The sequence below is a fragment of the Pseudomonas sp. LBUM1652 genome, assembly GCF_059716105.1.
Genome location: NZ_CP166804.1, coordinates 2,529,096 through 2,551,377, shown reverse-complemented (window position 1 = coordinate 2,551,377; position 22,282 = coordinate 2,529,096). Strand labels below are relative to the sequence as shown.

The following is a 22,282-nucleotide window of genomic DNA, read 5'->3' as shown; positions in this document are numbered from 1 at the left end:
AGCAGGCTCACTCTTACAGGGGGTTGGGCGGTGTTAACGCAACTCAGGCAACTGCACCGCCCACTGTGGGAGTGAGCCTGCTCGCGATGAAGGCAGATCAGCCACCAAAAATACAATTGCCCAACCCCACTGTCACAACCGAAACCGATCCACCGACTGCGCCAACTGCCCCGCCAGGCTCGACAGCTCATCTGTCGTATTCGCCGTCTGGCCGATCACCCGGCTATTGCCCTCGGACATCCCCGCAATCATTTCCACCTGATGGGCAATCTCGTTACTGGCCTGGCTCTGCTCGCCAATGGTGCGGGTAATGTCGTTGACCAGTTGCGTGGTGCTCAACGTCGCCTCGAGGATCTCGCGAATTGCTCGCTCGACATCGGCCGTCACTGCCATGCCCTTGTCGACCTGCGCCACACCCGCCTCCATGCTGCTGACCGCCTCGCGGGTGCTGTGCTGGATGCGCGCGACCATCGCGGCGATTTCCTGGGTGGACGCACTGGTCCGCGCTGCCAGACTGCGAACTTCATCCGCCACCACCGCAAACCCCCTGCCCTGCTCGCCCGCCCGGGCCGCTTCAATCGCGGCGTTGAGCGCCAGCAGGTTGGTCTGGTCGGCGATGCTCTTGATCACCTGAATGATGTTGAAGATGGCTTCGGATTCCTGATCCAGCGTGCGGATCACCTGCGCCGACTGCTGCGCCGAGCGGGCGATATCGTCCATGTCGTTGACTACTTGATGAATAACCTGCCCGCCATTCTTCGCCAATGATTCAGCCTGATTGGCCATGCCCAACGCGCGCTGGGCGTGACGGGTGATTTCCTCGATGCTCGCGGTCATCTGGCTGGCCGCTGCGGCCATGGTCCCGGCGGCGACACTTTGCTGCTGGCTGCTGTCGGCGACCTGATGGCAGCCGTGGCTCAATTGTTCGCTCATGCCGCTGACGCCATGGGCATTGCGCCGCACCACGTCGATCATGTTGCGCAAATCCCTTTGCATGGTCGCCAGGGTGCGAATCAATACGCTGGCCTCGTCCTTACCGGACGGCTCGGCAATCGGTTCACTGAGGTTGCCGTGGGCGATACTCTCGGCAATCCGGCTGGCCGACCGCAGCGGCCCCAAAATGCTCAGCATCACCCAGCGTCCCTGTGCCAGCAGCAATAACACACTGGCGATCAGCACCACCGCGAGGGCGAGATTTGCACTTCGAATCGCCGATTCGGTACCTTCACTGGTCTGTCGGGTATTGGTTTCGATCTGTTCGCTTAGAGCCGCCATCTGCTCTTCGAGTTGACTGAACGCGGTGTTGAACGTGCCAAGTTGCTGCTGCGCCGCATCAGGGTTGTCCAGCGCCAGCCCGACAATCCGCTCGGCTGCGTTGATATACGTTTCGAGGCTCGGCTTGATCTGCTCCAGCGCCGTGCGCAAAGTCGGGTTGATCGGCAACTTGAGGTTTTCATCAAGTACCTCATGGAAATGCCCGGCGTGCTCGTTGATCGAATCGCGAACTTCGGCCGCCGTGCCGGTACTTTTGCCCAACCCCACCAGCATTGCCGAGTAAACATCGGCGCGCAGGGCGTCGTGCATCATGTCGGCTTCCATGTGGTTGCGCAGCGCACTCATGCTGACCACGTTGTCGCTGACCGCCGAGGCCATCCGCAGATTGCCGACATAACTGACCAGACTTACGATCAACGCCGTCAGCAGGCTGGTAACAACCAGCAACACTAAACGCAATTTTATCGACACCGTGAAATCCTCCCAGGGAACGCTCGAAAAGCCTTGCAAGACCTTGAGTTAAGCCCATTTGTGCCGGTCTGCCGTGTCAGAGCGTGTCAACGAGTGTCTGGGCGGGGCGGCAACCCGGGCAAAACTTTCGGATTGTGCGATGAGTCTCATTTTGCAAGGCAGTCGGATCCAGCCTTCATCGCCCGTTAACTCTCAAGAGCTATTGAATCGATCCTTCTGAACACTCGTGCAGCAAAAGGAAACGCTTATGAAACGCGCACTATGGTTGGGTTTACTCGGTACCTTCGCCCTCGGCACGGCCCAGGCGGCGACCGAAAAAGTTGCGATCAACCTGGTCAGCGCCGATGGCGCACCACAGGCAATCGGGGCTATCACTATCAGTGAGACGCCTTATGGCCTGCTGTTCACCCCCGACCTGAAATCCCTGCCCGCCGGCGTGCATGGCTTTCATGTCCATGAGAACGGCAGTTGCGAGGCCGGTGTGAAGGATGGCGTTAAAGGCGCCGCACTGGCAGCCGGCGGACACTTTGATCCGCAAAAAACCGGTAAACATCTGGGCCCTTACGCTGACGGCCACTTGGGTGATTTGCCGGCGGTTTACGTAACCGCTGACGGTATCGCCAACTATCCCGTGCTGGCCCCACGCCTGAAAAAAATCTCCGAAGTCAAAGGGCATGCATTGATGATTCATGCCGGCGGCGATAACCATTCCGACATGCCCAAGCCCCTGGGCGGTGGCGGCGACCGCATGGCCTGCGGGGTAATCTGACTCCACCATGCAACCGGGCAACCCACACGGCGTTGCCCGCGTCTCTCTCATAAACCTCTACGGAACTACCACCCGCTGCGCCCCTCTGACGTTATGTAGTACTTCCCTTTTTGCTTCGCGCTTGTGGAGGAATACCGTCATGCGCAAGTTAGTGCTCGTTTCTTCTTTACTCTTATGCCTGCCAGTCGGTTCAGCGCTGGCCCGTGTTGATGCGGGCGATGTCGCCACCTCGGCAGGTGTCTCCGCGTCGCTGTACTCGACCTTCAAGGATCACAAAATGGTGATTCCAGCCCGTGACGACTTGTCTGCATTTGTCGCCAGCGGCGGGGCCATTCGTGGGGTTTATCTTGAGTCAGTGCTGCAACAGGTTCGTCAGGACAATCCCGGCATCGATGCCAGCGATGAAGACCTGGCCAACGCGATTCTGGTGCATTACGAAGGCCTGAATCAGTAATTGCCAAGGATGCGGCGGCCGATGGACGGCAACTGACGGCGCATAGGCAAAACGGTCCGACGGCCTCTATGATGGAGGCCATGACGACTCTTGCGCCAATGCGCTCACCCTGCCCGCCCGGCGCCTGCGATTGCGGGCGCGATCCGTTGCTGGAAATGCCGGATGCGGATTTGCGCATCTTGCTGCTGACCCGCGAGCAAGAAAAAATCCTCCTCGCGCGCCTGGAACAACTCAAAGACCTCGCCGACCTCCAGCATCTGCAAAAACGTATGTTCGAGCAGTTGGGTATTCGTGTCGAAGTCTCGCCAGGTTTCCACGAAGTACGCACCATGTTGGGCATCGATATTCAGATCGAGGAACTTCCAGGGCTCTGCCGCAAGACTCGAAAGTCTATCCCGGCAGCGATTCGTCGTAGTCTCAACAACAACCCCGAGATCGCCTTCGAACTGCTCAACGCCCACGACTTGCTGCGCGACACCTGATCACTTTTTCATGCCGACCCGTTTGCGCATCTCGGCGGTGATGCTCTGACGGGTTTTCTTCATGTCCGCCCATGGCTCGTCGCCAACCTCCGCCAAGCGCTCATGCACGTTGTGCACATTCCACTGATTGCCCCCCTTGATCTCGGCCACCTCCTCGCGAAACAGCGGCACCGAGACCGGCAAGCCTTCGCGCGTCCGCGCGGCATAAGCGCAAATCGTAGTAGCGCCGAGTCCGTTACGCAGGTAATCGATGAAGATCCGCCCGACGCGATTTTTCGGCCCGGAAACCGCCGAAAACCGGTCTGGCAATAGCTTTGCCATGTGACTGACGATCGCGTGGCTGAAGTCCTTGACCTCATCCCAGCCCAGCTTGCGGGTCAGGGGCACCACCAAATGAATACCCTTGCCACCGCTGGTCTTGAGGAAAGCCTTGAGCCCCAATTCATCCAGCACCGTCAGGGTCAGCGCAGTGGCTTCGACCATGCTTTTCCATGGCAGCGCCGGATCCGGGTCGAGATCAAGGACAAAGCGATCGGGCTTTTCCAGATCAACCGTGGTGGCATTCCAGGTGTGCAGTTCGACGGTGCTCATCTGCACCGCGCCGATCAGCGCTTCGGCGTTGTTGATCAGCATGACCGGTTGGCCGGTCACGTCCTTGTCCAGCGTGGTGATGCCTGGGATCGCCAGACGTTCGGCGTTCTTCTGGAAGAACAGTTCACCGGCGATGCCGTCCGGCGCACGCACCAGCGCCACCGGGCGATCCTTGAGTTGCGGCAGGATCCATTCGGCGACGCTGGCGTAATACTCCGCCAGTTGCATTTTGGTGGTGCCACTGACAGCGTCGATCACCCGATCCGGATGAGTGATGCGTACCTTGCCGTTGGCCAGGCCGAGTTGCGATGGCGCGGTCTCAGTCGTTGCCGGTTTGCTGGCGGCGGCTTTTTTCGGCGCTTTCTTTGCGGCGGTTTTGCTCTCAGGTGTCTTCACGGCCTTCGCTCGCTCCTCGGTGATGCCCTTGGCCGGCTTGTCATCACGCAAACCATGAAACACCGCGTGGCGTACCGAGCCGTCCTTGGTCATTTCGGCGAACGCCACTTCCGCCAACAGTTTTGGTTTGAGCCAGTGCACGCCTTTGGCTTCAAAACCGCTGGGCGGATTGACCACCGCCGCCGTCTTCACCTGCAATGGTTTGAGCTGGGCAAGAATGCTTTTCAACGTTGTTTCATTGAAACCGGTGCCGACCTTGCCGGCATATCTCAACTCGCCACTGTCGCGATCATGCAGGGCCAGCAGCAATGCGCCGAAGGCACTGCGCGAACCCTTCGGATCGGTGTAACCGACGATCACGAATTCATGGCGGTGTTTGCACTTGAGCTTGATCCAGTCACTGCTGCGGCGCGAAACATACGGCGAGCCGATGCGCTTGCCGATCAGGCCTTCCATCTTCATCTGGCAGGCGCTGTTGAGCAGTGCATCCGGGGTTTCATCGAAGGCTTCGGAGAAACGCAGCAGGGGTTGTTCATGGGCGCCGAGCACCGTGGCCAGCGCCGCGCGCCGTTCCTCAACCGGTACTTCACGCAGGTCGACGCCGTTGAGGTAAGGCAAGTCGAACAGGTAATAAAGGATGTTGGCGCTGCTGCCGGAATCAAAAGCATTTTGTAGCGCCTGAAAATCCGGCACGCCTTGCTCATTGGCAACCACCATTTCGCCGTCGAGCCAGGCGGATTCGAGGCCCAGCGCGGCCAACGCTTCGGCCTGTTTCGGCAACTTGTGCGTCCAGTCGTGGCCATTGCGGGTGAATAGCTGCACCTGATCATGATCGATTCGCGCCATGATCCGGTAGCCGTCGAACTTGATCTCGTAGCTCCAATCCCCTTCCGGCGCGCTGTCGACCAAGGTCGCGAGTTCCGGTTTCAGTTGCGAAGGGATTTTTGCCTTGTGTGCGCCCGTCAGTGTGCCCGACGCCTTTTTGCGAGGTTTGGCTGCGGTCTTCTCCAGGGGCTTGACCTGCTTGGCCGCAAGCTTGGGTTTATCGACCAGAGTGCGCTCGCTCAGCACGCTGTCCGGCTCGGCGACCAATACGTCGTAATCATCCTGCGGTCGGGCGGCATTGTCCCGATGCTTGATCAGAAACCAGTTCTCCTTCTTGCCAGGCATGTGCGTGCGGACCAGATTCCAGATCCCGGCGAGTTTTTCGCCTTGCAACTCGAACTTGAGCTTGCCCTTGGCGTAGGCCTTTTGCGGATCTTCCAGCGGAATCCACACACCGCGATCCCAGACAATCACGTCCCCGGCGCCGTAATGCCCCTCGGGAATGCTGCCCTCAAACGTCGCGTAATCGAGCGGATGATCCTCGACATGCACCGCCAGACGCTTGACCTTCGGATCAAGCGAGGGCCCTTTCGGCACCGCCCAGCTCTTCAGCGCGCCATCGAGCTCCAGGCGAAAGTCGTAATGCAGGTGCGAGGCGTCATGCTTCTGGATGCAGAACTGCAAGGCGTGATCCGCAGCAGTCTTCTTGCCCGAGCGCTTGACGGCGGCCGGTTCCGACGTTGCCGAGAAGTCGCGCATGCGGTTGTAGTCGTCGAGATTCCTGCTCATGACGCACCTGCCTTGTTTCAGCCGATTCGGGTCACGGTCAATGCGACCACGGCAATCCGGTCGACTCGCTGATAACCGGGGTTCAACAATTCTTCACCGAACACGTCGGGATCGATTTCGTGGTAGGTCCAGCCAAAGCGCGTTTCATCCAGTCGCGGCAGCACGGTATCCAGAAACGGATCACGGCCATCCACCATCGCCACCCCGGTGTAAAGCAGCAACGACCCGCCCGGTGTGAGCCGATTGAGTGCCTGCTCGACGATACGCAGTGACAGTCCGGCCCCCAGCGTTCCGCCGCCATGTCGATAGGCTCGCGCGGCCGGATCGGCCATGTACGGCGGGTTGGCGACGATCAGGTCGAAGTCGCCATCGACACCCTGTAACAGGTCGCTGGCGTGCGCTTGGACGTTGGCCACTTCCGCCAGTGCGGCGTTGATCGTGGTCAGGCGCAGCGCGGCGGGATTGATGTCCAGCGCCAGCACTTGTGCTTCACGGCGGGCGCGGCCGATCAGGATCGCGCCGACACCGGCGCCGCAACCGATGTCCACGGCGCGATGGATTGGCGCAAAATTCTGCTGCAGGTGCGCGTGAATCAATTGGGCGAAACGATAGGTATCCGGACCCAAGAAAACCGAATCGGCCGCGTCGGTGGGGAAAGCCGAATGCACGAACAGCAAGTCGTCCAGACTCGACCAGCGCACACGACTTTTCAGATGGCCTTCATAGCTATCAATGACCTGGGCATCCTGCAATTGCCGTTGTTCGTCAGCAGACAGCAAGCCCGGTTCGAAGGGGCGCGACCAGCCAAACACATCACGCAGCGAATCGGCGAACTGGCCCTCGTCGCGCTGGTTGACTCGCTGATGGGTCAGCGGCGTCGGCGTGGTGAAACGGTAGCCGTCGGCCTGTAAACGCCGTCCCAATTGCAACAGTACGAGGTCATTGGTGGACAGTTGTTCTTCCTGATTCATGGATGATGTCCTTATGGCAGACAAGATTTGAGTTCGATGAACCGGCGGGTTGCGAGTAGCCCGGCGGGATGCGCATGCCGCGCTGGCGCGAGCCAGGGGATGAGCGCTGCCATTTGTGCGTGGCCATCCAGTCCTTCCAGCGCGGCGTTGAGCTGCTGCACATCGGGATCCTGTTCCGGCACCTCGATCGGTGAGTTGGCCGGCGCGCGTCGGCGCAATGCGGTGGCTTTTTTCGCGGATTTCCAGTCACCGGCTATCCAGTCGTGCACCAGTTGCTTTTCGTAGGCGCTGAATACGCCGAACATCGCCGCGCCATCGCCATCGATCAATTGCCAGAAGCGACTGTTCTGTGGGTCCTCGTGGCGTTTGATCCAGCCTTTGTCCTGCATCGTTTGCAGGAAACCGAGCAAATGTTCCGGCTCGGCCAGCCATTGGTTGACGGTTTTGCCCTCGAAGCGGCAATAGTCCGAGTGCATGTGCTGGGCGAACGGGCACTTGCGTTCGAGCATCGCGAGCAATTCGCCTTCGAGATCAAACCCTTCAATGATCGCGCGACTGCCCTGCCCCAGATCATTGAGTCGATATCCCAGCGACACCCGACGCAGGAAATCAGCGCGATCCGCTTCAAGCGGCAACAGATCCAGCACGGCCTGCACGGCTTTTTGCGCATGGCCGGTACTGGCGTTGTCGATGGTCACGTGCAGGGTGAAATAGTACGGATCGATGCCCAGTTCACTGAGTTCGTAGCTGCTGATGAGTAAGTGCAACGGCAGTTGTTCGTAACCCAGGTTGTATCCGATCACCTCCGGCAAATACTCATCACCGCAGGCGCCGAGCGCAAGTTGCAGCGCGCCTTGCAGGTAACGTTCATCATCAAGCGGACTGGCATGCTCAAGGTCGTGTTCGGCCAGCAGTTTGCGGTAGATCACCACATGGTTCTGTGCCGGATTGCCCTCGCCGAGTTCTTCCAGATAGGTGCACAGCAAACCGCTGAAACGCGGGTCACGCCAGTGCTGCAACAAGCCGTATAACCAGGCGCCGTCAACCAGCTTGGTCGGCGCCACCGCTTGCAGAAAATACAGCGCGTGGGCCTTGCTGGTGAAGAATTGGCGGGGGCCGCCGGCCTTGCGTTGTTGCAGATAGTCCGCGTACTGGCGGGCAACATCGGCACAGTGCGCGGCGACCCACGTGTGCCAGGCAGATGTGTCTTGCGGCAGCTCTTCGGGCAACTCTGTGGCAAGTTGCAACTGTTCATTCAAAAATGATTGCGCGAGGGTTTGCGAGTTTTCCGCCCGCAACAGCGTTTCATAAATGCCACGGATATTTCCGGCGGGATCCATCGCTTGTGCTTGGGCTGGCACAGATTGCAGGGGTGTCAGGACAGTCATGGCAAAGTTCTCGGTCGGTTGGCAGGACGCTGTTTCGTACGCCTCTACAGCAGCAGAGAGGCGGCGCGTGCCAAAAATTCAATCGACGTGAAAATTGCCCGGACGGACGGCGAGCCTCCGCCCTTGGAGTGGCTGACGAAGGCTGCGATATTTCGGTCTTGGTTTATGCCGTGCCCTTGGTCTGCTGCTCCAGATGCACCTGCAACTCAGGATCAATCTGCAACGCCGCCGCCAGTTCATCCAGGTAGTTACGCTCGGCGTCCTGCTGGTCATCCACCAGCATCACGCTGGCCAGGTACATTTCGGCGGCTACCGCCGGGTCGTTGTTTGCGGACTGCGCGACCTCGTTGGGGTCGAGTGGTTTGGCGACCTCTGCATCCAGCCATTGCTGCAGTTGGGGATCCTCGGTGTGCTTGCCGATTTCGCTGCTGATCAGGTGTTTTTCCGTCTCATCGATGCGCCCGTCAGCCTTGGCTGCAGCGATCAAAGCACACAACACGGCGTGGCTGTGTTCTTCGATTTCCGGGCCGGCCAGCAGATTGGCCGTCTGTGGCGTCTGTTGCGGTGCGTTGCTGGCCTGGCTGCGCTGCCAGGCTTGATACGCCTGGAACGCCATCATCCCCAAAGACGCCAGCGCTGCGTAATTGGTCCCGCCTGAACGGCTTTGCGTGCCCGCGCCGCCGCCCAACGCACCGCCCAAACCGCCACCGCCACCGCCGCCGAGCAGTCCACCGAGCAAGCCACCCAGACCGCCAAGCCCTCCGGCCGCAGATCCGCCACGTGTACCGGTGGAGCCCGCACCACCGAGCAAACCGCCCAACAAACCACCGAGACCGCCCAGGCCGTCGCCGGCCGAAGTGCCACTTTGCTGGCCCGCCGAGTTTCTTCCCCGCAGCAGTTGTTCAAGCAAATCGCTGGTGTTCATGACGTCATCCTCAAGCATTGGCATTGACTGCGTCTGGCAACGATAGACCGCTGCGCGGGTTGCGCCAGCACCGTTTGGCCGACAGAGAAAAGTCCTACAGATTTCGCCCACGTATTTTTTTGCGGCCAGCTAAGATTCAAGGATGGTGAACCTTATACCGGCCAAACCGGTCGATAGCTGCAACCCCGACCCGGTTTGCCGGCGCCCTTGCTGCTCAAGGGTGATACCCGGCTTGTTTTACTTTCTGGAGAACGCCCCCGTGATATCGACCGTCCACATTGCCAGGCTCAAGGCCTGGGGTGCCCATGGATTTACCGCGACCGGCGTGGTTACGGCGTTTCTGGCCACCCTCGCCCTGCTGGAAAACCAGCCCGTCCACTGCTTGATGTGGCTGGGTGTGGCGCTGATCGTCGACGGACTCGACGGCGCACTGGCGCGTAAGGTCAATGTGCAATCGGTGCTGCCGAGTTTCGACGGCTCGATCCTCGATCTGGTGATCGATTACCTGACTTACGTATTCATTCCTGCACTGTTTATCTATCGCTATATTCCGCTGCCCGATTACACATTGCTACTGACGGTGTCGCTGATTCTGGTGTCATCGCTGTTCTGCTTCTGCAACGTCAATATGAAGAGCAAGGACAACTACTTTGTCGGGTTTCCGGCTGCGTGGAATGTGGTTGCGTTGTGTCTGTACATCATCGGGCCTGGGCCGTGGATTACCTTCCTGACGGTGATCGGGCTGGCGTTGCTGACGGTGACGCGGATGAAGTTCCTGCACCCGTTCAGGGTGCGCCGGTTCATGCCCATCAACATTGCCGTGACGGCGATCTGGTTGTTGTGCAGCCTTTCACTGGTGCTCAACCACCCGGTAATCAACCCGATGGTGATGGGTTTGTGGTTGCTGATGTCGGCATATTTTCTGGGGATCTGCATCTGGCGCACGGCATTGGAATGGTTTGATCGCTCGCAGTTGAAATAGGTACGAGCCATACCCCCCCCCCTGTAGGAGTGAGCCTTCTCGCGATAGCGGTGTGTCAGCCAAGGATTTTTTGACTGAATGACCGCAATCGCGAGCAGGCTCACTCCTACAGGGAATGTTCTTTGAATCTGGGCTAGCGCTTGGTCACCACCACCTCCAGATACTCACTTGGCACCACCAGCGAGTCCTGCCCCGCCCGGTTCAACCGGTTCAGCAAATCCGCCAGATCATTTTCCAGCGCCTGACCGCTTTCCGGCGGCAGCGCCGCAAACGCCTTGTGCACCGGCCCGTACCAGTGCCGGAAGATATCGATGAAGTGCGCCGCCGAGCGATAGCGAAAGTTGAAGCTGCGGCGGGTCACCTGCACGACAAAATCCTTATCCTTGAAGTGCTCGTGCAGCCACGCTTCCGTACCCCAGTTTGATGGCGGTTGTGCGCCGGCAGGTGGTGGCAGATGGCGGCCGAGGGTTTTGAACATCTGGCCGACGAAGCCTTCCGGCGTCCAGTTGGCGAGTCCGATCCGCCCGCCGGGGCGACAGACCCGCCCCAGCTCAGTGGCAGCGGAGGCCTGATCCGGCGCGAACATCACCCCGAACGTGGAAAGCACCGCAGCAAAACTGCTATCGGCAAACGGCAGTGCTTCGGCATCGGCGACTTGAAAGGTCACGTCCAGATGTTCGGCTCGGGCACGATCCTGGCCACGTTCCAACAGAGCGGCGACATAGTCGGTCGAAGTGACCAGACACCCCCGCCGCGCCGCCGCCAGCGTCGCGTTACCGTTGCCAGCCGCGACGTCGAGCACTTGTTCATCGCAGCGCAGGTCGCAGGCTTCGGCGAGGTTTTCGCCGACGATCTGCAAGGTGGTACCGATCACGGCGTAGTCGCCACTGGCCCAAGCGACTTTTTGGCGTTCCTTCAAGGCAGTGAGATCAATCGGGGTACTCATGAATGGGTGCTCCGCTACAGGTTGGATCGAACGTGACCGGGCGGTGGCAGGTTCTGCTGAGCCTGCTGCTGCACTATCGCGCCGCGTCCGATTGGCGTCCCTGTCAATCGTCCGGCGAGCCTGTAAAACAGGCGCTTCGCCGATGAATGGCGGGATTTTGTAAAGCCGTCGAAACACTCACAGGGATTGCCAGCGCCCAGAGCAATCGGCATTCACCCATTCCTGCTCCCCGTATGGAATCTTTCCGCGCCGGGACAACGAACAATGGCTCATGGTGCGTGACCTATGAGCCATTGAGATTCGCCGATCAGGCAGCAGGCGCCTTGGCCTCTTCCAGCAGTTGCTGAATCATCTGTTCCTGCGCCTCGTAGCGCCCCTCGCCGAAGTGGCTGTAACGCATCTGGCCCTTGGCATCGATCAGGTAATGGGCCGGCCAGTACTGATTGTCGAAGTTGCGCCAGATCGCGTAGTTGTTGTCGATAGCTACCGGGTAGGTGATGCCGAGCTTTTTCACCTGTTCCTTGACGTTGTCGATGATCCGTTCGAAGCCGTATTCCGGGGTGTGTACGCCAATCACGACGAGGCCGTCCTTGCCGTACTTCTGCTCCCACGCCTTGACGTACGGCAGGGTGCGCTGACAGTTGATGCAGTCATAGGTCCAGAAATCCACCAGCACTACTTTGCCGCGTAGCGATTCAGCGCTCAGTTCCGGCGAATTCAGCCATTGCACCGCCCCAGCCAGGGACGGCATCGCGCCTTTGCTCTCATCCATCAGCGAATCCGCACGCACCTTGCTGACAAAGTAATCGACCACTTTCGGCACGTTTTCCAGAACGCTTTTTTCAATGCTGGCAACGCCCTCGGAGGAGGTGCCGGCCAGTAGCGTTTTATCGGCACCGGTAGAAATCACCGCCGCCGCAGCGAGCACCGCAACACCGGCACCACGACGAAACCAACCCGTGAACGGAATCGATGGTTTCAAGCGGTTGACCAGTCCACGCCCGGCGAAAATCAGCGTCCCCAGCGACAAGGCACTGCCCGCACCGTAGGCCAGCAGCAACAGGCTGGTCTGTGCATTGGCGCCTTGCAGCATCGCACCGGTGAGGATCACGCCAAGGATCGGCCCGGCGCACGGCGCCCACAACAGACCGGTGGCGACACCCAGCATGATCGAACCCATCGGGCCGGTCTTGTTCCGGGCGTCCGGATCGAGGCGGTTGCCGAGCATGACAAACGGGCGCGTCAGCCAGTCACCGATGCGCGCAGAAATCAGCGACAGGGCGAACAACGCCATCACGATCAGCGCGATGTGGCGGCCGCTGTTACTGGCTTGAATCACCCATTCGCTGCTGACCACGGCCAGGCTGGCGATCAAGGCAAAGGTCAGGGCCATGCCGCCGAGGGTCAGCAGGATCGAGGCACGGCTGCGATTGGCCCCGGCAAACAGAAACGGCACCACCGGCAGGATGCAGGGGCTGAGGACGGTCAGCAGACCGCCGAGGAATGCGATGAGGTACATAAAGGTCACCCTGGATAAATGTGAACACTGAATCCTGTGCCGAGGGCATCAGGCACTTTGGCTTTCAAGCCACTGCCCCTGCGGAGTGTGACTGGCGCCGATTTCAGCAACCATCTGTCCTTGCGGTGTGCGGCTGGAGCCGTCCGCGGCAACCATCTGCCCTTGCGGTGTGCGGCTGGAGCCATCCGCCGCGATCAAGGCGTCGCTGGCCTTTTTGGCCATCGGCGTCAGTTGAAAACAGCTGCCGCTGTTGCAGCTATGCTGTTCAACCGCAGCATTGGCATGGGTAGCCACACCTGCAAAAGCGAAAGCAACAGCAGTGAGAAAGCGCGAGACGTTATTCATGGTGAGGCTCCGGAAAGGGGTGATGACTCAGTTGTCGTTGTTGCAGCCGTCAGCGAATTTGCTGTAATCGAGGACTCGGGTTTTGCCGGCCGAATCCAGGTAGGTCATTTGCGCATCGACGATGCCGCAGGTCACCGAGTTGTCCTGTGTCAGCGAGATCACTTTCTGGATATCCAGATGGGTGCCGTAGGTGTAGGTTTGCGCGGCGACATCCGCTTCGGCGCGGGCCGACAGGGTGCAGATGTTCAGGGCGGCGAACAGACAAGCGGCGATTACGGATTTGTTGTTCATGGTGTTTTCCTCAAGGCTTCAATGGATAGATCGTTGATTGAGCCGAGGCTGTCTGGTGTGCCTCGATGGAGCTCATTTAAAGCTCACGAGGTATCCCGTATGTGTCGGGAAGCGGCGGGTATAAATGGTTGTGTATCCTTGCCACCGGGGGATACACAGCGATACAAAGCCCTGAAAAAATCGTGTTTTTGCGTCTCCGTGTATCGGTCGTCACGGCGGATACACTGCAATACAAAGGCAGGCAGGCGAGCCGTTGCAGGCTCTATAGACTGCACGTCATCTCCACTTTGCTAGAGGTCTGGCCCCATGGAACATGTCGATCACATCCTGATCGTCGACGACGACCGCGAGATCCGCGAACTGGTCGGCAATTACCTGAAGAAAAACGGCCTGCGCACTACGGTCGTTGCTGATGGCCGGCAGATGCGCAGTTTTCTCGAATCCAATACCGTCGACCTGATCGTGCTCGACATCATGATGCCCGGCGACGATGGCCTGCAGTTGTGCCGCGAGCTGCGCGTCGGCAAGCACAAAGCCACGCCGGTCTTGATGCTGACCGCCCGCAACGATGAAACCGATCGGATCATCGGCCTGGAAATGGGCGCCGACGACTACCTGACCAAACCCTTCGCCGCCCGTGAATTGCTGGCGCGGATCAACGCCGTGCTGCGCCGCACGCGAATGCTGCCGCCGAATCTGGTGGTCACCGAAGCCGGTCGATTGCTGGCATTCGGCCGTTGGCAACTGGACACCTCGGCCCGCCACCTGCTGGACAAGGACGGCACCATGGTGGCGCTGAGTGGCGCCGAATATCGCTTGCTGCGGGTATTTCTCGATCATCCGCAACGGGTACTCAGCCGCGATCAATTGCTCAACCTGACCCAGGGTCGTGACGCCGACCTGTTCGATCGTTCGATTGATCTGCTGGTCAGCCGTCTGCGCCAGCGCCTGCTGGATGACGCCCGTGAACCGGCGTACATCAAGACCGTGCGCAGCGAAGGTTATGTGTTCTCACTGCCGGTCGAGATCCTCGGTGCCACGGCATGACCATCAATCTGCACTGGCCGCGCACCCTCGCCTCGCGGGTGTCGCTGATTTTTCTGGTAGGGCTGATCCTCGCCCAGGCGCTGTCGTTCGGTGCGCAGTATTACGAGCGTTACCAAAGTGCGAAAGACACGATGCTGGGCAATCTGGAAACCGACGTCTCGACCTCGATTGCGATCCTTGATCGCTTGCCCTCCGAGGAGCGCCCGGCCTGGCTCAAGCGTCTGGCGCGGAAAAACTACGGTTATCTACTGAGCGAAGGTGACCGCGGTACGCCGATCAAGCCTGCCGATGTGCCCGTTGCGGTCACTTCGATCACTGAAGCCATCGGCGAAAAATACCCCCTGACCTTCACCGACATTCCCGGTCCGAAAAAACACTTTCAGGGCCATTTGCGCCTGAGCGACGGCAGCCCGGTGACCATCGACGTGCGTCCGGCGATGGTACCGCTGTCGCCTTGGTTGCCGGTGGTGCTGCTCGGCCAATTGGCGCTGATGATCGCCTGCACTTGGCTGGCAGTGCGCATCGCCATCCGCCCGCTCACGCGCCTGGCGAACGCCGTCGAAACCCTTGACCCCAACGCCCACCCGATCCATCTGGACGAGACAGGCCCGAACGAGGTGATCTACGCCGCCCGTGCCTTCAACGCGATGCAGGCGCGTATCGCCGCCTACCTCAAAGAACGCATGCAACTGCTGGCGGCGATCTCCCACGACCTGCAAACCCCCATCACGCGGATGAAGCTGCGCGCCGAGTTCATGGACGATTCGGCGGAACGGGACAAACTGTGCAACGACCTCGGCGAGATGGAACACCTGGTGCGCGAAGGCGTGGCCTACGCCCGCAGCATTCATGGCTCGACCGAAGAGAGCCGGCGTACCAACATGGATTCATTCCTCGAGAGCCTGGTGTTCGACTATCAGGACATGGACAAGGACGTGCAGTTGGTCGGCAAGAGTGCGGTGGTGGTCGACACCCGCCCGCACGCGTTGCGCCGGGTGCTGGTCAACCTGACCGACAACGCCCTGAAGTTCGCCGGTGCCGCTGAGGTGTGGGTCGAGGCGAATAAGGGCAGCTTGTCGATCACCGTCATGGATCGCGGCCCGGGCATTGCCGAAGCGGAACTTACCCAGGTGATGGAACCGTTCTACCGCGTGGAAAACTCGCGCAACCGCGATACCGGTGGCACAGGGCTGGGACTGGCCATTGCCCAGCAACTGGCGATGGCGTTGGGTGGTTCGCTGACCCTGAGCAACCGCGAGGGTGGTGGCTTGTGTGCGGAGCTGCGGATACCGCTGCAATCTTGAGATCACTGCAATAAACCTGTGGGAGCGAGCTTGCTCGCTCCCACAGTGTTTTAAGGTGATTTAAAGAATCCCGATGGCGCCGTCTTCATGCATTTGCTGCAACAGCGCCAAACCGTTATCCATGAACAACGCGTCAGCAAACTGTTCTGCCTCTTGCGCCAACCCTTGCAACTGCTCACGCCCGGTCAACTGCGGCAACTCACCAATGCGCTGCAACAACCGCCAGGCCAGCGGACTCAACTCAGAGAACTTCACACCGAAATCCGCCTCCCGCCGTACCAGCAACAGTGTCGGTTGTGCCGGTGGTGACGAGGGCTGGTGATCTGGCCCAAGCAACTGCACCGGCCAGGTATAAGCCAACGGCCAGGCCAATGCCGATACCTGTAACGGCCGCTCCAGCAACAATGTCGCATCCGTGAACGGCAAGGGCATGGCGTCGGACTGCTGCAAGACCATTTCCACCCACTCGTAATGCGCCAGTTCCAGCACAAACGCGGGGAAGTTGGCCAACACTGCCGGGGCTGCCGAAAGGTAATCGAAAAATTCCTCGGCAATCTCACCGAATTTCGGCGTCTGCGCACGGTAATCACGCAAAAAGCCACGAACCAGCGTGCGCCAGCGCTGATCGCCGATAATCCGGATCAGCACCGGAAAGGTGCCACTCAACAATTGCGAGAGATTGTTGAACACCAGATCGCGGTACACGTTGACTCGTGCGACGTTCATTTCGGGGGGAGGTGTCTGTTGATCGGGATCACGCAGATAGCGCGTCAGCACCTGTTGTTGCAGTAAAAGATTATCCACGGCTGACCTCCTGTTTTTGCAGGTGGCGAATGGTCTGCAGCTCCGCCACCAGTTCGGAAAATGCTGGGAAATTGAAATCCCGCTCCAGCAGCGTCGGCCGTGCGCCGAACCGGGCATAGGCCTCGGCCAGCAACGACCACACCACCGGTTTTACCGAAGCGCCATGGGTGTCGATCTTGAGCGTATCGGACTCGTCGAAATGCCCGGCCACGTGCATGCCAACCACCCTGCCCGGCTCGATCCGGGCCAGAAAATCCTGCGGATCGAAACCGTGGTTGATCGAGTTGACGTAGACGTTGTTGACGTCCAAAAGCAGATCGCAATCAGCCTCGCGCAAAACGGCGTTGGTGAAGGTCACTTCATCCATGTCCTGACGCGGTGCGGCGTAATAGGAGACGTTTTCTACCGCCAGACGCCGACCCAGGATGTCCTGGGATTGGCGGATGCGGGCGGCGACATGGTGCACCGCTTCCTCGGTGAACGGCAGTGGCAGCAAGTCGTAGAGATGGCCGTCGTCGCTGCAATAGCTCAGGTGTTCGCTGTAATGCTGCACGTGGTGATGGTCGAGAAACACTCGCACTTCATGCAGAAAACCGATGTCCAGCGGCGCAGGCCCGCCAAGCGACAGCGACAATCCGTGACAGGACAACGGATAGCGCTCGGCCAGCTCGCGCAACGCAGCGCCATTGGCACCGCCGACGCCGATCCAGTTTTCCGGGGCGACCTCAAGAAAGTCGAAATCGCCGGTGCGTGCGGTTTGCAGGTCTTTCAACAGACCACGACGCAGACCCAGGCCGACGCTGGGTGGCGGTGATGATTGAGGGGTTTGCATGGGGGCTGACCTCGGGTGATTGGCCTGCCCAGTTGAGCCTTCGGCTGTATCGCCACTGTGTTCAGTCAACCCGATATATGCCGCCGCGTGTATCCCCCAGCCAACGTGATACACAGCGATACATCCCCCTCCTGATCGGCATAAATCCCTGTAGGAGTGAGCCTGCTCGCGATAGCGTTACTTCAGTCGAATCAGGAGTGATTGACCCAACGCTTTCGCGAGCAGGCTCACTCCTGCATTTTGCTCAGTGTTTGTCGCAAAAACGGGGCTAGACTCTGTCATGACCCAGTCGAGGGGGCTGCAGGACTTTAGTTGTGCCCTGCCCGTTTCCGTGACCACCGCCCGGTGGCGCATGCCTCGACCCTCTACGCCGCCGGACTGTGATCCTGTTTCAGGAGCACATGTGATGGACGAGTCCCGACTCAACGAATTCATGGGCAAACTGGTCAACGACATGGGCGGCGCTGCGATGCTGGCCAATGTCATCGTCGGCGAAGAACTCGGTTTGTACCGGGCGATGGCTGACAGTCAGCCGATCAGCCCCGAAGCCCTCGCCGCAAAAACCACGTGCAACCCCCGTCTGGTGCGTGAATGGCTCAGCGCCCACGCCGCCTCCGGCTACATGGAGCACCACGATGGCCAGTTCCGCCTGCCGGAAGAGCACGCGCTGGCGCTGGCCGTCGAAGACTCGCCGGTGTATGTCGCCGGCGGACTGGGCGTGGTGGCGTCGTTTTTCCATGACAAGGACAAACTGGTCAAAGCCATGCGCGGCAACGGTGCCCTGCCCTGGGGCGATCACCATCCGTGCATGTTCACCGGCACCGAACGGTTTTTCCGCCCCGGCTACAAGGGGCACCTGATCGCCGAATGGTTGCCGGCGCTGGACGGCGTCGTCGCCAAACTGGAAAACGGCGCGAAAGTTGCCGACATCGGCTGCGGCCACGGTGCCTCGACGGTGATCATGGCCCAGGCGTTTCCCAACTCGCGCTTCGTTGGCTACGACTACCACGCACCGTCGGTCACCGTTGCCACGCAACGCGCCGAAGAAGGCGGCGTCGGCAGTCGGGCGAAATTTTTCCAGGGCACTGCGAAAAGTTACCCCGGTGATGACTACGATCTGATCTGCTATTTCGACTGCCTGCACGACATGGGCGACCCGGTCGGCGCGGCGCGTCACGCTTACGACTCGCTGAAAGAGGACGGCACGGTGTTGCTGGTCGAGCCGTTCGCCAACGACACGCTGGACGACAACATCAACCCGGTCGGACGTTTGTTTTACGCTGCGTCGACGTTTATTTGCACGCCGAACTCGCTGTCCCAGGAAGTCGGCCTCGGTCTCGGCGCACAAGCGGGGGAAATGCGTCTGCGTAAAGTGTTTAGCGAGGCGGGGTTCAATCACTTCCGACGCGCCACGCAAACACCGTTCAATCTGATTCTGGAGGCGCGCAAGTAAGTCGCGCGGATCGCGTGCTAACCTGCTGGCACCGTCTTCCCCGGAGCGCTGACCATGCTCGACAGCCCGATCCGCGAACACCTCGACACGCTGCAACAGGCGATGGCCGATGGTGACTTTCTGGTGCTGACCGGCGCCGGCATCAGCACGCCATCGGGCATCCCCGATTACCGCGACAGCGACGGTGTGCGCCGAGGCCGGCAGCCAATGATGTATCAGGAATTCCTCGCCGCCCCGGAATCACGCCGTCGTTATTGGGCGCGGGCGATGCTCGGTTGGCCTCGGGTGCGTCAGGCGCGGCCGAATGCGGCGCACGAGGCACTGGCCGGTTTGCAGAGCCAAGGGCGGATCAGCGCTTTGATCACGCAAAACGTCGACACCTTGCACGATCAGGCTGGCAGCCACGACGTCATCGAACTGCATGGCAGTTTGCATCGCGTGCTGTGCCTGGATTGCGGTCAGCGCAGTGAGCGCGATGCAATTCAGCGCTTGATGGAAATGCACAATCCGTATCTGGCCGGCGTCGACGCAGTACAGGCACCGGACGGCGATACCCTGCTCGACCCGGCGTTCGAAGCGCGGTTTCAGGTGCCGCACTGCCCGCATTGCGCCGGTGAGCGGATGAAACCGGATGTGGTGTTTTTCGGCGAAAACGTCGCGCAACCCACGGCGGCCCGGGCCATGGCGGCGGCGGAAAATGCGGCGGGGATGCTGGTGGTGGGGTCGTCGTTGATGGCCTATTCGGCGTTTCGCCTGTGTCGGGTGATCGCCGATCGTGGCAAGCCGTTGATTGCGATCAATCTGGGCAAGACCCGTGCGGATGATTTGCTGGATTTGAAGATTGAGGGGTCTTGCGAAGCGTTGTTGCCGCTGCTGGCGCAACGCCTGACCTGCTGAGCACATAAATCCCTGTAGGAGGGATCAATGTTCGGCTTTGAGGATATCGAACAACGCCTGCGCCGCCGCCGACAGTTCATTGCCCGGCTCGGTCAGCACACCAATCGCCCGCTCTACCGAATCATTCAACGTCAGGCATCGCGCACCCAGTTCCTGCATCTGCTCGGCACACAATGCCGGCACCGCACTGACGCCCAGCCCACTGGCAACCATCCGCCCGACCGTCGCCAGTTGATGACTTTCAAATTCCACGGGCAGCTTCATGCCCCGGGCCTGCAAGTGTTCTTCGAGCATCACCCGCACCGTCGACGGTCGTTGCAAGGTGATGAACGGTTCCTGCAACAAGGTTTGCCAATCTGTTTCGGCAAGATCCGCCAGCGGTGAATCCTGCGGCACCACCGCCACAAAGCGATCCATATAAAGAGGCGTGAAGGTCATCGAGGTGTTCTGCATCGGCTCGAACGCCACGCCCAACTCCACCTGTCGGTCGCGAACCATTTCCAGCACTTGCTCGTTGATCACGTCATTCACCGTCACGTTGACGTTCGGATAGCGCGCGCGGAAAGTCTTGAGAATCGGCGGCAGCAGATTACCGGCAAACGACGGCATCGCCGCCAGCGTCACCCGCCCGCGTTGCAGGCTGAAGCGCTGGCGCATTTCGTCCTCGGCGTTGTCCCAGTCGGCGATCAGGCGTCGGGCCAGCGGCAGCAGGGATTCACCCTCCGCAGTCAGTGCGACGTTGCGGGTGTTGCGGCTGAACAGGCGCCCGCCCAAGCCCTCTTCCAATGCCTTGATGGTCAGGCTCAGCGCCGATTGCGACAGGTGCAACCGCTCGCAGGCCACGGCGAAACTTAGGCTTTGGGCCACGGCGAGAAAGGCGCGGATCTGTTTGATGGTCATGAACGCTGAACGCCCTTTAATGTAGGAGCTGCCGAAGGCTGCGATCTTTTGATCTTGAAAAACAAAAACCAAAAGATCGCAGCCTTCGGCAGCTCCTACAGTGAATCGATATGGATTGTTGAGTTTTATCTATCAATCAACCTTAAAAATCAACTTAACAAATATATCCACCGGCGCGACACTCCAACCATTCGGCTAGCCAGCCGCCCGCAAATAATAAAAGAGGTGCATATGGCAGGTTTCGACAAGCGCGTGAGTTCCTACGAGGAAGCCCTCGCCGGGCTTGAAGATGGCATGACCGTCATCGCCGGCGGCTTCGGTCTGTGCGGCATTCCGGAAAACCTGATCGCCGAGATCAAGCGCAAAGGCACCCGCGACCTCACCGTGGTTTCCAACAACTGCGGCGTCGACGGTTTCGGTCTTGGCGTACTGCTGACCGACCGCCAGATCAGCAAGGTCGTCGCCTCTTACGTCGGCGAAAACAAGTTGTTCGAAGAGCAACTGCTCAAAGGCGAAATCGAAGTCATCCTGACCCCGCAAGGCACCCTCGCCGAGAAAATGCGCGCAGGTGGCGCCGGCATCCCGGCCTTCTTCACCGCCACGGGTGTCGGCACCCCGGTTGCCGAAGGCAAGGAAGTGCGTGAGTTCAAAGGTCGCAAGTACCTGATGGAAGAATCCATCACCGGCGACTTCGCCATCGTCAAAGGCTGGAAAGCCGACCATTTCGGTAACGTCATCTACCGTCACACCGCGCAGAACTTCAATCCGCTGGCCGCCACCGCCGGCAAGATCACCGTGGTCGAAGTCGAAGAAATCGTCGAACCCGGCGAATTGGACCCGGCACACATCCACACCCCGGGCATCTACGTCGACCGGGTCATTTGCGGCACGTTCGAAAAACGCATCGAACAGCGCACCATCCGCAAATAATTCAGGCTGACGGAGAATAAAAACATGGCACTTTCCCGCGAACAAATGGCTCAGCGCGTCGCCCGCGAAATGCAGGACGGCTACTACGTGAACCTCGGCATCGGCATTCCGACCCTGGTCGCCAACTACATCCCCGAAGGCATGGAAGTCATGCTGCAATCGGAAAACGGCCTGCTCGGCATGGGTCCTTTTCCGACGGAAGAAACCATCGATGCCGACATGATCAACGCCGGCAAACAGACGGTGACCGCACGCATTGGCGCGTCGATCTTCTCCTCCGCCGAATCCTTTGCGATGATTCGCGGCGGCCATGTCGACCTGACCGTGCTGGGCGCGTTTGAAGTGGACGTCGAAGGCAACATCGCCTCGTGGATGATCCCCGGCAAACTGGTCAAGGGCATGGGCGGCGCCATGGATCTGGTGGCTGGCGCCGACAACATCATCGTCATCATGACCCACGCATCCAAGGATGGTGAGTCCAAACTGTTATCCAAGTGCAGCCTGCCGCTGACCGGCGCCGGGTGCATCAAGCGTGTGCTGACCGACCTCGCCTATCTCGAAATCGAGAACGGCGCGTTCATTCTCAAAGAGCGCGCACCGGGCGTCAGCGTTGAAGAGATTGTGGCCAAAACCGCCGGCAAACTGATCGTGCCTGATCACGTACCGGAAATGCAGTTCGCTGCCCAGTGAGGAATT

22 protein-coding genes and 1 pseudogene are annotated in these 22,282 nt (G+C 59.8%); 10 read left to right on the top strand and 13 right to left on the bottom strand.

What is annotated here, in order from left to right:
• Positions 1-132: 132 nt before the first annotated feature.
• Both ACA069_RS11655 and ACA069_RS11650 read right to left on the bottom strand, forming a co-directional pair.
• Entirely contained in the window at positions 133-858 is a 726-nt protein-coding gene (locus ACA069_RS11655; RefSeq protein WP_401269288.1) for a methyl-accepting chemotaxis protein, read from the bottom strand.
• Positions 859-990: 132 nt separating this feature from the next.
• A pseudogene (locus ACA069_RS11650) lies at positions 991-1,746 on the bottom strand (MCP four helix bundle domain-containing protein); the annotation flags it as partial.
• Positions 1,747-1,993: 247 nt separating this feature from the next.
• Here ACA069_RS11650 and sodC point away from each other — a divergent pair.
• The 3 genes from sodC to ACA069_RS11635 all read left to right on the top strand — a co-directional run bounded on the left by sodC (position 1,994) and on the right by ACA069_RS11635 (position 3,451).
• Complete coding sequence (sodC, locus tag ACA069_RS11645) at positions 1,994-2,515, top strand: superoxide dismutase [Cu-Zn] SodC (protein ID WP_401269255.1); 522 nt, start codon at positions 1,994-1,996, stop codon at positions 2,513-2,515.
• 139 nt (positions 2,516-2,654) lie between these two features.
• Positions 2,655-2,969, top strand: a complete 315-nt coding sequence (locus tag ACA069_RS11640) for a DUF2388 domain-containing protein (RefSeq protein ID WP_187677095.1) — start codon at positions 2,655-2,657, stop codon at positions 2,967-2,969.
• An 80-nt stretch (positions 2,970-3,049) separates the two neighbouring features.
• On the top strand, positions 3,050-3,451 hold the full coding sequence (locus ACA069_RS11635) for a hypothetical protein (RefSeq protein ID WP_489880005.1): 402 nt from the start codon (positions 3,050-3,052) through the stop codon (positions 3,449-3,451).
• Here ACA069_RS11635 and ligD read toward each other — a convergent pair whose 3' ends face one another.
• The 4 genes from ligD to ACA069_RS11615 all read right to left on the bottom strand — a co-directional run bounded on the left by ligD (position 3,452) and on the right by ACA069_RS11615 (position 9,336).
• Positions 3,452-6,052 carry a DNA ligase D gene (gene ligD / locus ACA069_RS11630; RefSeq protein ID WP_497617625.1) on the bottom strand — a complete coding sequence of 867 codons (2,601 nt, stop codon included), beginning with the start codon at positions 6,050-6,052 and terminating at the stop codon, positions 3,452-3,454.
• 17 nt (positions 6,053-6,069) lie between these two features.
• Positions 6,070-7,023 carry a methyltransferase gene (locus ACA069_RS11625; RefSeq protein ID WP_497617623.1) on the bottom strand — a complete coding sequence of 318 codons (954 nt, stop codon included), beginning with the start codon at positions 7,021-7,023 and terminating at the stop codon, positions 6,070-6,072.
• Between the two features lie 11 nt (positions 7,024-7,034).
• The gene (locus ACA069_RS11620) at positions 7,035-8,411 is read right to left on the bottom strand and encodes an iron-containing redox enzyme family protein (RefSeq protein WP_497617621.1); all 1,377 of its coding nucleotides are present in this window, start codon (positions 8,409-8,411) and stop codon (positions 7,035-7,037) included.
• Positions 8,412-8,574: 163 nt separating this feature from the next.
• Positions 8,575-9,336, bottom strand: coding sequence for a tellurite resistance TerB family protein (locus tag ACA069_RS11615; RefSeq protein ID WP_401269240.1), 762 nt, complete (start codon positions 9,334-9,336; stop codon positions 8,575-8,577).
• A 259-nt stretch (positions 9,337-9,595) separates the two neighbouring features.
• Here ACA069_RS11615 and pcsA point away from each other — a divergent pair, with 259 nt between their 5' ends.
• Positions 9,596-10,318 (top strand): phosphatidylcholine synthase, encoded by a 723-nt coding sequence (gene pcsA / locus ACA069_RS11610; RefSeq protein WP_103306921.1) that lies wholly within the window; start codon positions 9,596-9,598, stop codon positions 10,316-10,318.
• Positions 10,319-10,451: 133 nt separating this feature from the next.
• Here pcsA and ACA069_RS11605 read toward each other — a convergent pair whose 3' ends face one another.
• The 4 genes from ACA069_RS11605 to ACA069_RS11590 all read right to left on the bottom strand — a co-directional run bounded on the left by ACA069_RS11605 (position 10,452) and on the right by ACA069_RS11590 (position 13,419).
• Complete coding sequence (locus tag ACA069_RS11605; protein WP_497617618.1) at positions 10,452-11,264, bottom strand: class I SAM-dependent methyltransferase; 813 nt, start codon at positions 11,262-11,264, stop codon at positions 10,452-10,454.
• Between the two features lie 307 nt (positions 11,265-11,571).
• The gene (locus ACA069_RS11600; RefSeq protein WP_497617616.1) at positions 11,572-12,783 is read right to left on the bottom strand and encodes a cytochrome c biogenesis protein DipZ; all 1,212 of its coding nucleotides are present in this window, start codon (positions 12,781-12,783) and stop codon (positions 11,572-11,574) included.
• Positions 12,784-12,831: 48 nt separating this feature from the next.
• Positions 12,832-13,128 carry a hypothetical protein gene (locus ACA069_RS11595; RefSeq protein WP_497617614.1) on the bottom strand — a complete coding sequence of 99 codons (297 nt, stop codon included), beginning with the start codon at positions 13,126-13,128 and terminating at the stop codon, positions 12,832-12,834.
• A gap of 27 nt (positions 13,129-13,155) precedes the next feature.
• Positions 13,156-13,419, bottom strand: coding sequence for a DUF2790 domain-containing protein (locus ACA069_RS11590; RefSeq protein WP_187677085.1), 264 nt, complete (start codon positions 13,417-13,419; stop codon positions 13,156-13,158).
• Positions 13,420-13,725: 306 nt separating this feature from the next.
• Between ACA069_RS11590 and ACA069_RS11585 the strand changes: the two genes are divergently transcribed.
• Complete coding sequence (locus tag ACA069_RS11585; protein ID WP_187677084.1) at positions 13,726-14,466, top strand: response regulator; 741 nt, start codon at positions 13,726-13,728, stop codon at positions 14,464-14,466.
• Complete coding sequence (locus ACA069_RS11580) at positions 14,463-15,770, top strand: sensor histidine kinase (RefSeq protein WP_187677083.1); 1,308 nt, start codon at positions 14,463-14,465, stop codon at positions 15,768-15,770. The genes ACA069_RS11585 and ACA069_RS11580 overlap by 4 nt, the downstream gene beginning before the upstream one ends.
• A 60-nt stretch (positions 15,771-15,830) precedes the next feature.
• Here the strand turns inward: ACA069_RS11580 and ACA069_RS11575 are convergent, their stop codons facing one another.
• Together ACA069_RS11575 and ACA069_RS11570 are read right to left on the bottom strand one after the other, a co-directional pair.
• Entirely contained in the window at positions 15,831-16,574 is a 744-nt protein-coding gene (locus tag ACA069_RS11575; RefSeq protein WP_497617612.1) for an HvfC family RiPP maturation protein, read from the bottom strand.
• Positions 16,567-17,406: an HvfB family MNIO-type RiPP peptide maturase gene (locus ACA069_RS11570; RefSeq protein ID WP_497617610.1), complete on the bottom strand. Its 840-nt coding sequence runs from the start codon at positions 17,404-17,406 to the stop codon at positions 16,567-16,569. The genes ACA069_RS11575 and ACA069_RS11570 overlap by 8 nt, the downstream gene beginning before the upstream one ends.
• Before the next feature lie 406 nt (positions 17,407-17,812).
• Here ACA069_RS11570 and ACA069_RS11565 point away from each other — a divergent pair, with 406 nt between their 5' ends.
• Together ACA069_RS11565 and ACA069_RS11560 are read left to right on the top strand one after the other, a co-directional pair.
• Positions 17,813-18,859, top strand: a complete 1,047-nt coding sequence (locus tag ACA069_RS11565; RefSeq protein WP_187677080.1) for a class I SAM-dependent methyltransferase — start codon at positions 17,813-17,815, stop codon at positions 18,857-18,859.
• Positions 18,860-18,913: 54 nt separating this feature from the next.
• Complete coding sequence (locus ACA069_RS11560) at positions 18,914-19,756, top strand: NAD-dependent protein deacetylase (protein WP_497617608.1); 843 nt, start codon at positions 18,914-18,916, stop codon at positions 19,754-19,756.
• Positions 19,757-19,780: 24 nt separating this feature from the next.
• Here the strand turns inward: ACA069_RS11560 and ACA069_RS11555 are convergent, their stop codons facing one another.
• Entirely contained in the window at positions 19,781-20,656 is an 876-nt protein-coding gene (locus tag ACA069_RS11555) for a LysR family transcriptional regulator (RefSeq protein WP_497617606.1), read from the bottom strand.
• Positions 20,657-20,887: 231 nt separating this feature from the next.
• On the opposite strand from ACA069_RS11555, the gene ACA069_RS11550 reads away from it, so the two are divergent.
• Complete coding sequence (locus ACA069_RS11550) at positions 20,888-21,586, top strand: CoA transferase subunit A (protein ID WP_401269215.1); 699 nt, start codon at positions 20,888-20,890, stop codon at positions 21,584-21,586.
• A 24-nt stretch (positions 21,587-21,610) separates the two neighbouring features.
• Positions 21,611-22,276, top strand: coding sequence for a CoA transferase subunit B (locus ACA069_RS11545; protein WP_221733818.1), 666 nt, complete (start codon positions 21,611-21,613; stop codon positions 22,274-22,276).
• The last annotated feature ends 6 nt before the right edge of the window (positions 22,277-22,282 follow it).

Coding starts and splice junctions, on each gene's coding strand:
- ACA069_RS11655 (WP_401269288.1), bottom strand. CDS start 858: ATGGCCGCAGCGGCCAGCCAGATGACCGCGAGCATCGAGGAAATCACC.
- sodC (WP_401269255.1), top strand. CDS start 1,994: ATGAAACGCGCACTATGGTTGGGTTTACTCGGTACCTTCGCCCTCGGC.
- ACA069_RS11640 (WP_187677095.1), top strand. CDS start 2,655: ATGCGCAAGTTAGTGCTCGTTTCTTCTTTACTCTTATGCCTGCCAGTC.
- ACA069_RS11635 (WP_489880005.1), top strand. CDS start 3,050: ATGACGACTCTTGCGCCAATGCGCTCACCCTGCCCGCCCGGCGCCTGC.
- ligD (WP_497617625.1), bottom strand. CDS start 6,052: ATGAGCAGGAATCTCGACGACTACAACCGCATGCGCGACTTCTCGGCA.
- ACA069_RS11625 (WP_497617623.1), bottom strand. CDS start 7,023: ATGAATCAGGAAGAACAACTGTCCACCAATGACCTCGTACTGTTGCAA.
- ACA069_RS11620 (WP_497617621.1), bottom strand. CDS start 8,411: ATGACTGTCCTGACACCCCTGCAATCTGTGCCAGCCCAAGCACAAGCG.
- ACA069_RS11615 (WP_401269240.1), bottom strand. CDS start 9,336: ATGAACACCAGCGATTTGCTTGAACAACTGCTGCGGGGAAGAAACTCG.
- ACA069_RS11605 (WP_497617618.1), bottom strand. CDS start 11,264: ATGAGTACCCCGATTGATCTCACTGCCTTGAAGGAACGCCAAAAAGTC.
- ACA069_RS11600 (WP_497617616.1), bottom strand. CDS start 12,783: ATGTACCTCATCGCATTCCTCGGCGGTCTGCTGACCGTCCTCAGCCCC.
- ACA069_RS11595 (WP_497617614.1), bottom strand. CDS start 13,128: ATGAATAACGTCTCGCGCTTTCTCACTGCTGTTGCTTTCGCTTTTGCA.
- ACA069_RS11590 (WP_187677085.1), bottom strand. CDS start 13,419: ATGAACAACAAATCCGTAATCGCCGCTTGTCTGTTCGCCGCCCTGAAC.
- ACA069_RS11585 (WP_187677084.1), top strand. CDS start 13,726: ATGGAACATGTCGATCACATCCTGATCGTCGACGACGACCGCGAGATC.
- ACA069_RS11580 (WP_187677083.1), top strand. CDS start 14,463: ATGACCATCAATCTGCACTGGCCGCGCACCCTCGCCTCGCGGGTGTCG.
- ACA069_RS11570 (WP_497617610.1), bottom strand. CDS start 17,406: ATGCAAACCCCTCAATCATCACCGCCACCCAGCGTCGGCCTGGGTCTG.
- ACA069_RS11565 (WP_187677080.1), top strand. CDS start 17,813: ATGGACGAGTCCCGACTCAACGAATTCATGGGCAAACTGGTCAACGAC.
- ACA069_RS11560 (WP_497617608.1), top strand. CDS start 18,914: ATGCTCGACAGCCCGATCCGCGAACACCTCGACACGCTGCAACAGGCG.
- ACA069_RS11555 (WP_497617606.1), bottom strand. CDS start 20,656: ATGACCATCAAACAGATCCGCGCCTTTCTCGCCGTGGCCCAAAGCCTA.
- ACA069_RS11550 (WP_401269215.1), top strand. CDS start 20,888: ATGGCAGGTTTCGACAAGCGCGTGAGTTCCTACGAGGAAGCCCTCGCC.
- ACA069_RS11545 (WP_221733818.1), top strand. CDS start 21,611: ATGGCACTTTCCCGCGAACAAATGGCTCAGCGCGTCGCCCGCGAAATG.